The sequence below is a fragment of the Ignavibacteriales bacterium genome, from assembly GCA_026390795.1.
GTDB lineage: Bacteria > Bacteroidota > Ignavibacteria > Ignavibacteriales > Melioribacteraceae > Fen-1258.
In genome coordinates this window covers 1256101-1268499 of sequence record JAPLFG010000003.1, presented here as the reverse complement: position 1 = coordinate 1268499, position 12399 = coordinate 1256101, and the positions used below count along the sequence as shown (strand labels likewise).

At 38.5% G+C, this 12399-nt stretch carries 14 protein-coding genes; 8 read left to right on the top strand and 6 right to left on the bottom strand.

Translation table 11 applies throughout. From position 1 onward, the window contains the following. Window positions 1-11: 11 nt before the first annotated feature. The 4 genes from hslV to NTX65_09215 are packed head-to-tail and all read right to left on the bottom strand — an operon-like array spanning window position 12 to window position 3261. Window positions 12-548 (bottom strand): ATP-dependent protease subunit HslV, encoded by a 537-nt coding sequence (gene hslV, locus NTX65_09230; GenBank protein ID MCX6169511.1) that lies wholly within the window; start codon window positions 546-548, stop codon window positions 12-14. Between the two features lie 33 nt (window positions 549-581). Beyond that, window positions 582-1226 carry an isoprenylcysteine carboxylmethyltransferase family protein gene (locus NTX65_09225; protein MCX6169510.1) on the bottom strand — a complete coding sequence of 215 codons (645 nt, stop codon included), beginning with the start codon at window positions 1224-1226 and terminating at the stop codon, window positions 582-584. Beyond that, window positions 1223-2692, bottom strand: coding sequence for an RNA polymerase factor sigma-54 (gene rpoN / locus NTX65_09220; protein MCX6169509.1), 1470 nt, complete (start codon window positions 2690-2692; stop codon window positions 1223-1225). The genes NTX65_09225 and rpoN overlap by 4 nt, the downstream gene beginning before the upstream one ends. Window positions 2693-2694: 2 nt before the next feature. Further along, window positions 2695-3261, bottom strand: coding sequence for a DUF3109 family protein (locus NTX65_09215; GenBank protein MCX6169508.1), 567 nt, complete (start codon window positions 3259-3261; stop codon window positions 2695-2697). A 124-nt stretch (window positions 3262-3385) separates the two neighbouring features. On the opposite strand from NTX65_09215, the gene NTX65_09210 reads away from it, so the two are divergent. Then, window positions 3386-4174, top strand: a complete 789-nt coding sequence (locus NTX65_09210; protein MCX6169507.1) for an SDR family NAD(P)-dependent oxidoreductase — start codon at window positions 3386-3388, stop codon at window positions 4172-4174. 7 nt (window positions 4175-4181) lie between these two features. Here the strand turns inward: NTX65_09210 and NTX65_09205 are convergent, their stop codons facing one another. Next, the gene (locus tag NTX65_09205) at window positions 4182-4484 is read right to left on the bottom strand and encodes a DUF962 domain-containing protein (GenBank protein MCX6169506.1); all 303 of its coding nucleotides are present in this window, start codon (window positions 4482-4484) and stop codon (window positions 4182-4184) included. A 36-nt stretch (window positions 4485-4520) separates the two neighbouring features. Then, complete coding sequence (locus tag NTX65_09200) at window positions 4521-6158, bottom strand: M14 family metallopeptidase (GenBank protein ID MCX6169505.1); 1638 nt, start codon at window positions 6156-6158, stop codon at window positions 4521-4523. A gap of 143 nt (window positions 6159-6301) precedes the next feature. Here NTX65_09200 and NTX65_09195 point away from each other — a divergent pair, with 143 nt between their 5' ends. The 7 genes from NTX65_09195 (at window position 6302) to NTX65_09165 (ending at window position 12279) form a co-directional block, all read left to right on the top strand. Next, window positions 6302-6658 (top strand): cupin domain-containing protein, encoded by a 357-nt coding sequence (locus NTX65_09195; protein ID MCX6169504.1) that lies wholly within the window; start codon window positions 6302-6304, stop codon window positions 6656-6658. Between the two features lie 70 nt (window positions 6659-6728). Beyond that, window positions 6729-7697: an aldo/keto reductase gene (locus NTX65_09190; protein MCX6169503.1), complete on the top strand. Its 969-nt coding sequence runs from the start codon at window positions 6729-6731 to the stop codon at window positions 7695-7697. A 15-nt stretch (window positions 7698-7712) separates the two neighbouring features. Then, window positions 7713-8003, top strand: coding sequence for a YciI family protein (locus NTX65_09185; GenBank protein ID MCX6169502.1), 291 nt, complete (start codon window positions 7713-7715; stop codon window positions 8001-8003). 37 nt (window positions 8004-8040) lie between these two features. Next, window positions 8041-9156: a DUF2891 domain-containing protein gene (locus tag NTX65_09180; GenBank protein MCX6169501.1), complete on the top strand. Its 1116-nt coding sequence runs from the start codon at window positions 8041-8043 to the stop codon at window positions 9154-9156. Between the two features lie 68 nt (window positions 9157-9224). Continuing rightward, the gene (locus NTX65_09175; protein MCX6169500.1) at window positions 9225-9857 is read left to right on the top strand and encodes a SagB/ThcOx family dehydrogenase; all 633 of its coding nucleotides are present in this window, start codon (window positions 9225-9227) and stop codon (window positions 9855-9857) included. Continuing rightward, window positions 9854-10843, top strand: coding sequence for a D-cysteine desulfhydrase family protein (locus NTX65_09170; protein ID MCX6169499.1), 990 nt, complete (start codon window positions 9854-9856; stop codon window positions 10841-10843). Before NTX65_09175 ends, NTX65_09170 begins: the two co-directional genes overlap by 4 nt. 92 nt (window positions 10844-10935) lie before the next feature. After that, on the top strand, window positions 10936-12279 hold the full coding sequence (locus NTX65_09165; protein ID MCX6169498.1) for an ATP cone domain-containing protein: 1344 nt from the start codon (window positions 10936-10938) through the stop codon (window positions 12277-12279). Window positions 12280-12399: the final 120 nt, after the last annotated feature.

Here is a 12399-nt window from a genome sequence, read left to right as displayed (position 1 = left end):
TTTTTGTTTCCTCATTTGGCAATAACTTCTACTGTTATTTTATCGTTTGTGTAAATGCAGATATCTGCGGCTACTTTTAATGATTCTTCTACAATCTCTTTGGCGGAAAGGTTACCATATTTTATCAACATCTTTGCGGCAGCAAGAGCATACATCCCACCGCTTCCTATTGCAACTATATTATCTTCGGGCTCAATTACATCTCCGGTACCGGAAACAATAAAAGCTTTTTCATCAGATACAATTGCCAGCATGGCTTCAAGTTTCCTCAAATATTTATCTGTACGCCAGTCTTTTGCAAGTTCAACAACTGCGCGTGATACATTGCCGCTGTACTGTTCCAGTTTTTCTTCAAAGCGGGCAAGAAGTGTGAATGCATCCGCCGTTGAACCGGCAAATCCGCAAATAACTTTTCCGTTAAGAAGTTTGCGGATCTTCATTGAATTGTGTTTCATAACTGTATTACCTAGCGTTACTTGACCGTCCCCGCCGAGCGCCGATTGACCGTCTTTAATAATTCCGATTATTGTTGTTGATCTGATTTTCATTTCATCTCCTTAGTTAAACGCAATACGTATAAATTATGATCTGTTGAATATTGCGCCTTTAGTTTTAAATTTTATTGGAATCATCCTCGGTACAATCTTTTGATATTCTTTGTATTCATCACCGAACAATTCCACCAACTTTCTCTCTTCATAAATAGAACCGATATAAAAATAAATAACAATGCAAATAAACATTACCAAATAGAAAAGATTCATAGTTGGGCGAAAGCCCAAAAATAAAATTGAGAATAAATAAATCGGGTGACGCACAAACTTAAACGCGCCATCAATTCTCAAAGTTTGTTTTTCATCCAACTCATCGGCATTATATTCACCGCGCATTACCCGTTTGATCTGCCCAATTCCGACAAACTCATTCAAATCAATTGTCCTGGTTGCCCAAAACAATCCAATAATTGAAAGAACTTGCAGTGCAAATGTAATGATATCGAAAGGAAAGCGTAAGTCGTAAACAATTAGGTCCGGTTTTGGTGCAACGGCATAAAAAGCCAAAAAGAAAACGACCGATGTGATGTTATAGAACAACCGGTAGAACGCAATCTTAATTCCGAGCTTTTCCACAAGGACCCGTTTTATTTTTAAGGAAGCTAACCAGGTATGTGAGAAAGCAAAAATTGTGAAAAGCAGAATAATTATGATTATATCAACAAAAATCATAATTCCTTTCGCAGGCGCGCGACGGATATTTTTAGAGCTTCGCGGTACTTCGCAACAGTTCGGCGGGCAACATGTATTCCTTTTTCTTGAAGTATGCTCGCAATTTTATCGTCGCTGTAAGGATTGTCTTTCGGTTCGTTATCGCAAATTTCTTTTATGAGCTCTTTGATATGTTTGTTTGATATATCGTCGCCGGAATCGGTGGATAAACCTTCGCTGAAAAAATATTTCAATTCATGAATGCCTTGCGGACTTTGAACAAACTTTCCGTTCACCACGCGGCTGATAGTTGAAATATCCATTTGAATTTCTTCTGCTATGTCTTTGTAAATCATCGGTTTTAAAAAGCGGGGACCGTTTTCGAAAAATTCATATTGTCTTTCAAGAATTGCACGCATTATTCTCATCAATGTATTACGTCTCTGCTGCAATGAAGCAATAAACCACTTTGCGGATTCAAATTTCTCACGCAAGAATTTATAAGTTTCTTTCTCTCGGGTGGAAATGTTCCGCTTGTGTTTCTTTGTGTCAATCATTTCGAGATAAGTTCTGCTGATCGTAACAGACGGTACGCTTCTGTCGTTTAGTGTAACAACGTAATTCTCTTCAATTTTTTCAATTAGAAAATCCGGAGTGATCTGATTCATTTCTTCGGAATCAATATTTCCTTCACCGGGCTTGGGATTAAGTTTTTGAATTAAGTCTATCGTGGTGCGCAAAGTTTCTTTGGACAGATTCATTTCTTTTTGGATAACGTCAAAGCGCCGGTTGGCAAAATCATCGAAATGCTCTGCAAGAATTTTTTCAGCTAAATAAGAATAGTACGGGTCATAAGAGGAATTTCTTATTTGAACTAGCAGGCATTCTTGTAAATTCCGAGTAGCAATTCCAACCGGTTCCAGAGTTTGAATCTGTTTTAATATTTTTTCAGCCTGTTCAAGTTGAACTTCAATGTGCTCGAACATTTTTAATTCGTTAACAATTTTTTCGAGATTGGCTTTGAAATAACCGTCTTTGTCCAAACCGCCAATTATATTTTCGCCAAGAATTGTTTCTTCTTCCGTCAGATCAAGCATGTGAAGCTGATCAATCAAATTCTCACGCATCGATCTTTTTTGAGGTGCAACCGGCCGGATTTTTTCTTCATCGCTGCTTCTATTCAAGCGGTCGAATTCGTGTTCGGATTCGGTCTCATTCATATAATCTTCTAACTCGAACTCATCATCTTTGCTGTCGTATTTTTCGTCCTCATCGTCTGAGCTGATAGTATCGTCGGAATCCTCATCCTTTTCCTGATCAAGATCAATTTCTTCGTCAAGAGTCTCTTCGAGAATCGGGTTCAGCTCAAGCTCGGTTTTTATACGCTGTTCCAGGGCGAGAGTATTCAACTGCAGCAGTTTCTGATATTGAATCTGCTGTGGAGAAAGCTTTTGCTGCAGAGATAATTTATGTTGAAGAGATAGCATAATTAATCATCGACCGATTTTTTTGTTTTACTAAACCATTCTTTGCCGTATTCACGTTCAAGAGATTCACGGCAGAAATCTATAATTTTTATTTGAGTTTTATTTCCTTTTTCGAGTGCCGGTTGACACTCGGAATATTTTTCGAACCGTAAAACGTCTCCGCCGAATTTTGAAACGCGAATAGGGAATAAATGACAAGAGACGGGTTTGATGAAATCAATTTTTCCATCGCGATAAGCCTTCTCAATACCACACTTAGCAATATCGCCATCCCAAGTTACGAAAACGCAGGCTCTGTTGTTTAAACTTCGCGTCATCAAATCGTCCTGCTTCTCAATCCAAAAGCCCTTTTTCTCTATCTCCTCATTGTGTTCTTTAGGCAAATATTCCATTACAACGGGGAGAATTTTATTTATCTGTTCAATCTCGTTTTCCGTGAGCGGGGCGCCGAACTCGCTTTCCATCGTGCAGCATGCGCCTTTGCATTTTGAAAGATCGCACGTAAAGTTAGTATCTATTATTTCTTTATTGATAAATACTTTTTCTATTTCAAGAAATTCCGGATTCATATTTTGTCTGTAACCGATGAAGGTGCAAATGTTTCAAAAAAATTTATGAAAAGATACAAATTTTGTTCTATCAAAAAAAACCTGCCAGATTTTGGATTTGTTGATTTTGATTTACGATTTTGGAATGGAAATATTTTCAGCCGAGACAAATATGAATTTCGAAAACAAAGTTGTTTTAATTACCGGCGCTTCCTCGGGTATTGGAAAAGCAATTGCTCTTCAACTTTTAAGAGAAAAGTGCAGACTGATTCTGCTTGCCAGGAGAATCGAGTTACTGGAAGAATTGGTAAACCAATCACAAATCACTAATAACCAGCCGCTAATTATTAAATGTGATGTAAGCAAAAAAAATGAAGTTGCTTCAGCTTATAAAGTCATCAAAGAAAAATTCGGCAGTGTAGATGTTGCAATTTTGAATTCCGGTGTTGGTCGTACCGTTACAGTTGATAATTATGATTCCCGATTTGCTGAAGAGACTTTCGGAGCCAATTTTTTCGGAATTGTTTATTGGGTTGAACAACTTCTTCCCGATTTTGTGAAAATCAAAAAAGGAATGATCGTCGGTGTTTCGTCTCTTGCAGATAACCGCGGTTATTCCGGAAGCGGATTTTATTGTGCAAGCAAAGCCGCAGTTTCAATTTATTTCGAAGGTCTTAGGGTTGAATTAAAACGGTACGGTATAAAAGTGATTACGGTTAAACCGGGATTTGTAAAAACCCCGATGACCGCGCAGAATAAATTCAAGATGCCGTTTCTAATGGAGCCCGAAGAAGCGGCGCAGATTATTATAGATGGAATCAAAAGAGAAAAAAGAATAATTCAATTTCCGTGGCAGATGGCTCTGCTTACACGGATTGTCGGATTGATTCCCGGTTCTCTTTATGAATGGCTCGCTTCAAAAACAAAAGTGTAATTAAGAATTAAGCCCGCCCTTTAATTTTTGCAAACCACCACCGGAGACCAACAAAAAGAAAACGCCAGTCTTTTAAAAATTCCGGCGGCTTTCCTTCAAATGCATGTCCGACAAACTGGAAGATCCACCCAACAATAAACATAGCGGCTGGAATCTTCCAGAGATCCTGAACAAAAATACTTATAACAAAAAACGGAATTGATATTGCAATAAGAGGAATACCGATTGTATGACAAAATCTATTTAATGGATTTTGATGACTTCCCGCGTATTGCGAGATCCATTCATCCCAAGTTTTACCAAAGAACATTTTTACTTCCTTTCTTCTTTGCTCAGTATTTAAATGCTATTTCAATTCCTTCGATGGAATTTCCTGCGCCGTTAAAACTTTGGTAACCGGATACAGTAAAAAAGATCCGCCCCATTGCGGCACTAAATATTTATCCCAGTAATTCCAGAGAAGAAGACCATCGTCGGTTTCCGGTTCAAGCAGATATGCGGCAACATTTGCAAGCGGTTGAGCCGTTCGTATAACTAAACTTCCCGCGGCAAATTCTTTTTTCTCTTTTATATAATCAACTTTGATAGAATTATTATAATGGCCTTGATTCAACCTTGCAGCTGGTTTTAACTCTTTAATTTTTATTGTCTGAACATCTAGTGTAACCGGTTTTTCTAGCTTCTCGATTTTTATTCCGTGCGTCTTCAAGAGTTTTACAACTTGAGCGTCGGGAATAGTAATAATGTATGCGTATGGATATTGAACACTTCGCTTTGGAAAATAATCCGCGAAATAAGGAACTGTAACTTGCTTAACCTTATCGGTCGGCTTAAGTCTTTCTCTTCCGTTCGCGTCTTTATAAGATTCCATTTCATATGCGTTAATAACTTCGGGAGTTGGAGTTGGTTTTTCTACAAACTCAACCGCAAAAGAATCCTTCTCGGTCGGGTTCATTCCATGAGCGATTGTCCTTTCGTCGGCATCCTTCAGCCTCTTTTTAATCTCGTCTTTGTTTGCAGATGCGTAATCCAAAACCCCTCTAAGAAAACTGTAACAGCCAAGTACACGTGTTTTAAAATCGGCATAGACATAATTTTCATTTAATAAAGAGAGACGGTTTCTCAAGCCGACGTAATTAACAATGTATCTCGGTTCAAAAGCGTATGAATCCCATCCTTTGCTCGGATCGCGCATATCTCTAAACTCACCGTAAAAAACATTTGGTGTGGAATACTTTTCCGTAATTGTTTTTTTCAGCCACGGCGCCATTTTATCCCGCATGTAATTCACCAAAGTTCTGTCTGTATTTCCATTATTCATCCAAGTATAAGTTAATGGTTCCGTATGATACGAACCGTTCGTTGTATGAAGATCGAGCATCAGCGCCGGATCCCATTTCCTCAAAATGTTTGTGATCATTCCGTAAACTTCCGGCGTTTCAACTTTCATCGCGTCTCGGTTTAGATCAAGCATTTGTCCGTTGTGGCGGACGCCGACACCGTTAACTGGACCGTTTTGATTTGTTCTATTGAGTTTGCTTATCTGCTCGTTTCCATCGGCGTTGAAGATGGGGCAGATTAACAGAAGAACATTTTTCAAATAGTCTGGAGTTTCTTTTAGTAAGATATCTCTCGCAATCATCTGAATTGCTTCTTTTCCTTCAACTTCTCCGGCGTGAATATTCGCCTGAACGTAGATTACAATTCTTTTATCTTTCTTAATATCTTTATAAGATTTTGGCAGAGGTTTTCCCATTATGATAAGGGGAATCTCTCTTCCTTCAATGGATTTCGCAATCGATTCTATTTTGATATTCGGCGAAATCTTTTTTAATCGTTTGAAGAAATCTATTACTTCTGCGTATCGAGAAGTCGATTCAAAATTTGTTTTTTCCGCGGTTGTAAGAATTTTTCCCTTTGTTGATGCAATCATTAATGACGAAACAAAAAGAGTAAGAACGAGAAACAGTTTGGTAAATTTCATAACGGACTCTGATATTAATTGATAAAATTACTGGCATCTAATCGGCCGGCGGAAAATTACAAAAAGTTATTATCGGTTAAAATCTAATTGTGCTTTTAGTTAAATTTTCTTCTGTAATTTATAAAGTTTCAGAAAGGTAAAACATGTCGGTTAAAAAAATAGACGAAGTTCCGAAAGAAGAAGTTACTGCCGGAACTAAAACAACAAAGCAGGTTCTTATTAGTTCTAATGAAGCTCCTAATTTCGCGATGCGCAAATTCACTATTCAGCCTGGCGGAGGAATGCCGATGCATACAAACACGGTTGAACATGAGCAGCTTGTTCTAAACGGAAATGCCGATGTTGTAATTGGCGAACACAAATTTGTAGCTAAAAAAGATGACGTCGTTTTTATTCCGGCAGGTGTTCCTCATTCATATAAAACTTTGGGAGATGAAGCATTTGAATTTTTGTGCGTAGTTCCGAATAAAGAAGATGTGATAGAAGTAATAAAGCAATGAAGGAAAGAAGGAAAAAGGAATGACGCAATGAAACCATGAAGGAAAAAGGAATAAAGAAAGGAAAGACAAAATGGTTAAGAGAAAAATTGGAAATAGCGATCTCAATGCATCAATACTTGGATTAGGATGCATGGGAATGTCCGAATGGTACGGACCGACAAACGATGAGGAATCAATTGCAACCATACATACAGCGCTTAACAACGGATTAAATTTTTTTGATACCGCCGATGTTTACGGCAACGGGCATAATGAAATATTAGTCGGCAAAGCGCTGAAGGAAAGAAGGAATGAAGCTGTCATTGCTACAAAATTCGGATTTCTTCCCAACGAAGCCGGAATAAGCGGCAGACCGGAATATGCGAAGAGCGCTTGCGATGCAAGTTTAAAAAGACTCGGAATTAATTCAATTGATCTATACTATCTGCATCGGGTAGACCCGAATGTTCCGGTTGAAGAATCTGTCGGCGCAATGTCGGATCTTGTTAAAGAAGGAAAAGTAAAATATTTAGGACTTTCAGAAGCGTCTGCCGAATCTCTAAAGCGCGCTTACAAAATTCATCCGATCACCGCACTGCAGACTGAATACTCAATCTGGGTAAGAGATATTGAAGATAAAATTTTGCAAACGTGCAGAGAATTTAATATTGCAGTTGTTCCTTATAGTCCGCTCGGCAGAGGATTTTTAACCGGAAAAGTGAAAGACACAAATCAGTTCGACGAAAACGATTTCAGAAAAAGAGTTCCTTGGTTTGAAGAGGATAATTTCAAAGCAAATTTGAAAATAGTAGAAGAACTTGAACAAATTGCCGGAAAGAAAGGATGCAAAGCAAGTCAGCTGGCTTTGGCGTGGCTGCACGCACAGGGCGAAGATATCTTTCCGATTCCCGGTACAAAAAGAGAAAAATATTTAATGGAAAATATTAATTCTACTGAAATCAAATTAACGGCAGAAGAGCTAAGCAGAATCAACACTCTTGCAAAGAAAATTAAAGGTGAAAGAAAAAGTCAATCCGGCATGAAGCTGGTTAACGGATAAAAAAGGAGATTGAAAATGCAATTTATAGTAATAGCTTATGACGGCACAGACGATAAAGCCCTGGAAAGAAGAATGGCGGTGCGAGAAAGCCACTTAACAAATGCTCAAAAAATGTTTGATGCCGGCAAGTGGCTTTACGCGTCAGCAATTCTAGATGATGAAGAAAAAATGATCGGCTCTATGATTATTTGTGACTATCCCTCGCGCGAGGAGCTGAATGAGCAATGGTTAAAAAATGAAGCGTACATTACCGGCAATGTCTGGCAAAAAATTAATATTCACCGAGCAAGAGTAGCGAAACACTAATTAAATTTTGTTCTAAAAATTTTCATCCGGAGGAAATGTGAAAAAGTATTTTCATTTATTTTTACTTTTTGCATTATTCCTAACAGTCTCAGATATTTCTCCGCAGCAAAATTCTAAAGGCACCTCTATGAAAAGTACATTCAACGAAAAAATTGCTTCTGGATTTGCTCGACTTGCATTGAAGTGTGTGCAGAAAGAATATCCGAACAAACTTGATCATGTGATGAATGATCCAAAAGAAGTGCTGGCGCCTTCTGTTATGCATCCAGCATTTTACGGCTGTTTTGATTGGCATTCGTCCGTGCATGGTCACTGGATGCTGGTTCGTCTTCTGAAAACATTTCCGGATCTAGAGAACTCTCAAGAAATTAGAAAAGCTCTTAACCAAAATTTAACCGCCGAAAATATTAAAACGGAAGTCGCATATTTGAATCAAGAAAATCGAAAATCTTTTGAACGGACATACGGGTGGGCGTGGCTTTTAAAACTTCAGGAAGAGTTAATGAACTGGAACGATGCTGACGGAAAAAAATGGAACCAGAATTTGCAGCCGCTGACAGATGCTCTAGTGCAGAGCTACATAAATTTTCTTCCTAAACAAAATTATCCAATTAGAACCGGAGTTCATCCCAACACAGCATTTGGAATTGCTTTCGCATTGGATTACGCCCGCAAAGCGCACTACGAAATATTTGAAAATCTTCTTATAGAAAGAGCACTTACTTATTATAAGAATGATAAGGACTATGATCCTAAATGGGAACCGGGAGGAGAAGATTTCTTTTCACCGGGTCTGATGGAAGCCGATCTAATGAGAAGAATTCTTAAGCCAACAGATTTTCAAAATTGGTTTAAGAAGTTTATGCCCAAGATCGGCAGAACAAAAAATCTTCTTGGGCCCGCAGTTGTAACCGATAGAACCGATCCAAAGCTTGTTCATCTTGATGGATTGAATTTAAGTCGGGCGTGGTGCATGTATGGCATCGCTAAAAATTTATCCGAGAAGAGTGTTCTAAAAAAAATTCTTTATTCATCGGCACAAAAACATGCAGAAGCGGGGTTGTCGAATATTACAAGTGGAAATTATGAAGGTGAACATTGGCTTGCGTCATTTGCGGTTTATCTGTTGTCGGAGATTGATAACCATGATTAGATTTCTTTGGAGTGAGTAAATATCGTTGTTAATGAATAGATTTATTTTTTAATAAACTTAGGTGAGCCATGAAAAAAATATTTTTAGCACTATTATTAATTGCTTCCGTTATTAATGCGCAGGAATTAATAACACTTCTGTTGCCGCCACCTCAAAAAGAAATCGGTAAACCGCTGATGCAAGCTCTTTCAATGCGTCAATCAGCTCGCATCTTTGATACCAGGCAGCTGCCTCTTCAAGAACTTTCAAATTTGTTATGGGCAGCATACGGAATTAACCGCCCGGGAACCGGCAAACGCACAGCGCCGTCAGCTCGTAACTGGCAGGAGATGGATGTTTATGTGGCGTTAGCTGAAGGTGTCTATTTGTACGAGGCAAAGGAAAATATGTTAAGTCCAGTTGCACAAGGGGACCTTCGTGAGCTTTTCGGTACGCAGGATTTTGTAAAAGGAGCGCCGGTTAATCTTCTTTACATTTCGGATTACGCAAAAATCAAATCGAGTGATAGCGATGAGATTAAATTAATTTTTACTTCCGCGGACGCCGGGTTTATAGCTCAAAATGTTTATCTCTATTGTGCTTCGCAAGGATTAGTATGTGTTGTTAGAGGTCTTATTGACAGACCAAAATTAGCCGAAGTATTAAAACTAAGAGCAGATCAAAAAATAATTCTTTCTCAAACAGTTGGTTATCCTAGATGAAAAATTTCGACTTACCTAGAAAACAAATTGGATTTTTCCCAACACCAGTTACTGAGCTGAAACAGTTATCTAAAAAACTGCATGGACCGAGAATTTTTATAAAGCGGGACGACTTAACCGGATTAGCTTTCGGCGGCAACAAAACACGCAAACTTGAATTTTTGATAGGGGACGCTCTTTCAAAAGGGTGTGACACAATTATAACCGGCGGTGCAGAACAGTCTAATCATTGCAGACAAACTGCAGCAGCGTGTGCGCTAAGCGGATTGGAATGTCATCTTGTTCTCGGAGGTTCAGAGCCCGAACTGCCGAAAGGAAATTTTTTACTGGATAAATTATTCGGCGCACATATTCATTGGTCGGGAGAGTTCCGCAAAGGAGAAAAAATTCCGAAAATTTCAGAAAAATTAATTCAACTCGGGAAGAATCCTTATATAATTCCTTACGGCGGATCAAATGAAATTGGTGTTGCCGGTTTTGTTGAAGCTGTTAATGAACTCAAAATTCAGCTGGAACAGATAAATCAAAAAATATCACATGTTATTTTCGCCTCAAGTTCGGGAGGAACACACGCGGGACTTGTCTTAGGGAAATATATTTATAAACAAAATTTTAACTTGATCGGCGTTGAAATTGATAAAGAAGAATCTGGCAATCTTGTTTATTCGGAACATCTCTTGAATCTTACAAATTCCTCGGCAAAGTTTTTGGGAGTTGATCATACATTTACAAAAAATGATTTCATACTCAGAAATGAATATCTCGGTGAAGGTTACGGTATTGTTGGTGAATTGGACAGAAGAGCAATAAAACTCTTGGCCGAAACAGAAGGAATTCTTGTTGACCCGGTTTATACAGGCAGAGCTTTCGGCGCTTTGGTTGATACGGTTGAACATAATGAGTTTAAAGATACCGACACAATACTATTCTGGCATACGGGAGGAACTCCCGCAATATTTTCTTATGCCGAAAAGATATTGTATTAGTAATTCTAATTTCGTTTAGTAAAAAGAAATAGTATTTCTATAAGTGATCTGTTTATAGTTAATTTTGTCATAATAAATTTTATGGAGTTGGCGTGAGCAAATTTAAATTTGTAATTAAACGGAGCGGTGCTGTTGTTCCTTTCAATCCGGATCGAATAGCAAATGTAATTTATAGAGCCGCGGTTTCTGTTGGCGGACGTGATAAAGAAAAAGCCGCAGAGCTGGCAAAACAAGTAGTCGTCTTGATGGAAGAAACTTTTGAAGAAGGTTACAAACCGCACGTTGAAGAGATTCAAGATATAATTGAAAAAGTCTTGATTGAAAACGGTCACGCCAAAGTTGCAAAGGAATTTATTCTTTATAGAGAAGAAGCAGCTCAAAGAAGAAGAGAAAATTCGCGCCACTTTTCAAAACCAAATGAATTGATCCCATGGAAAAAAGTTTGGCGTTCTCTCGACTGGGCTGTATCGCATAGACTAAATACAGTTGAAGGAACAAACGCCAGAATTAAAAATGGAGAGTTTCCTCAAATTGTGCATGAAGCGGAATCCTTTTATGAAACGCAACTTGATACTGCCGCAGAACTAATTAAAGAGAGAGCCGCGGAACTTAGAATGGTTATGGTGAGCGGTCCCTCATCTTCCGGCAAGACTACAACAACTATGAAGCTCGAACAAAGACTAAATAAAATGGGAATGAAGTTCGTTGCGCTCGTTGTTGATAATTATTTCTTTGATCTCGAAATGCATCCGAAAGATGAATTTGGAGATTACGATTTTGAAACTCCTCAGGCCCTGGATCTTGATCTTATAAATGATCACCTAAAGCGGCTTGCTGCGGGTGAAGAAGTTTTAATTCCTTATTATGATTTTAAAATCGGCAAACGTTTTGATAACCGCACTCCGTTGAAACTTCATGAAAATGAAGTCCTATTAATAGATAGTCTGCATGGGCTCTTTCCGGAATTCAGCCGAGAGATTCCCGCAGCTCAAAAATTCAAATTGTATCTCGAACCGCTACTGCAGATGAAAATGCCTGACGGTCAATATATTCGTTGGACAGACCTGCGTTTGATACGGCGTATGCTTCGTGATTCTGTGCACCGCGCATACAATCCGGAACAGACGCTTCTGCATTGGCATTACGTACGTTCATCCGAAAAAAGAAATATTCTTCCTTACAACGGAACAGCTGATTATATTGTAAATACATCAATGTCGTTCGAAGTTTCGATCTATAGACCGAAGTTGTTAGAGTATTTCAGAGAGTGGGAAAAGAAATATAATGGTGATCCATTACGCGAAGATGCATATATCCGCGCATCGCGTGTAAGGAAAATGCTCGAGGCGATTGAACCGATGGAAGACGATTCAGCGATACCGGGAGATTCGGTTCTGCGCGAATTCATCGGCGGAAGTACATTGAATGTTCATTAATATTTAGTTTTCAGTGTTCTTTTATTGAGGAAAAGTTAAATCCATTATTGGCCCCTGCTGTAATGGATTTTATTATTATTCCGTCACTAAGTTTTTTTGGATACGTCTAAAGTACGGCTA

Bases quoted from the DNA above. Each gene is read 5' to 3' on its own strand.
- NTX65_09185 (MCX6169502.1), top strand. From the start codon at position 7,713: ATGCAATTTATAGTAATAGCTTATGACGGCACAGACGATAAAGCCCTG.
- NTX65_09200 (MCX6169505.1), bottom strand. From the start codon at position 6,158: ATGAAATTTACCAAACTGTTTCTCGTTCTTACTCTTTTTGTTTCGTCA.
- NTX65_09195 (MCX6169504.1), top strand. From the start codon at position 6,302: ATGTCGGTTAAAAAAATAGACGAAGTTCCGAAAGAAGAAGTTACTGCC.
- NTX65_09190 (MCX6169503.1), top strand. From the start codon at position 6,729: ATGGTTAAGAGAAAAATTGGAAATAGCGATCTCAATGCATCAATACTT.
- NTX65_09170 (MCX6169499.1), top strand. From the start codon at position 9,854: ATGAAAAATTTCGACTTACCTAGAAAACAAATTGGATTTTTCCCAACA.
- rpoN (MCX6169509.1), bottom strand. From the start codon at position 2,692: ATGCTATCTCTTCAACATAAATTATCTCTGCAGCAAAAGCTTTCTCCA.
- NTX65_09225 (MCX6169510.1), bottom strand. From the start codon at position 1,226: ATGATTTTTGTTGATATAATCATAATTATTCTGCTTTTCACAATTTTT.
- NTX65_09210 (MCX6169507.1), top strand. From the start codon at position 3,386: ATGGAAATATTTTCAGCCGAGACAAATATGAATTTCGAAAACAAAGTT.
- hslV (MCX6169511.1), bottom strand. From the start codon at position 548: ATGAAAATCAGATCAACAACAATAATCGGAATTATTAAAGACGGTCAA.
- NTX65_09215 (MCX6169508.1), bottom strand. From the start codon at position 3,261: ATGAATCCGGAATTTCTTGAAATAGAAAAAGTATTTATCAATAAAGAA.
- NTX65_09205 (MCX6169506.1), bottom strand. From the start codon at position 4,484: ATGTTCTTTGGTAAAACTTGGGATGAATGGATCTCGCAATACGCGGGA.
- NTX65_09175 (MCX6169500.1), top strand. From the start codon at position 9,225: ATGAAAAAAATATTTTTAGCACTATTATTAATTGCTTCCGTTATTAAT.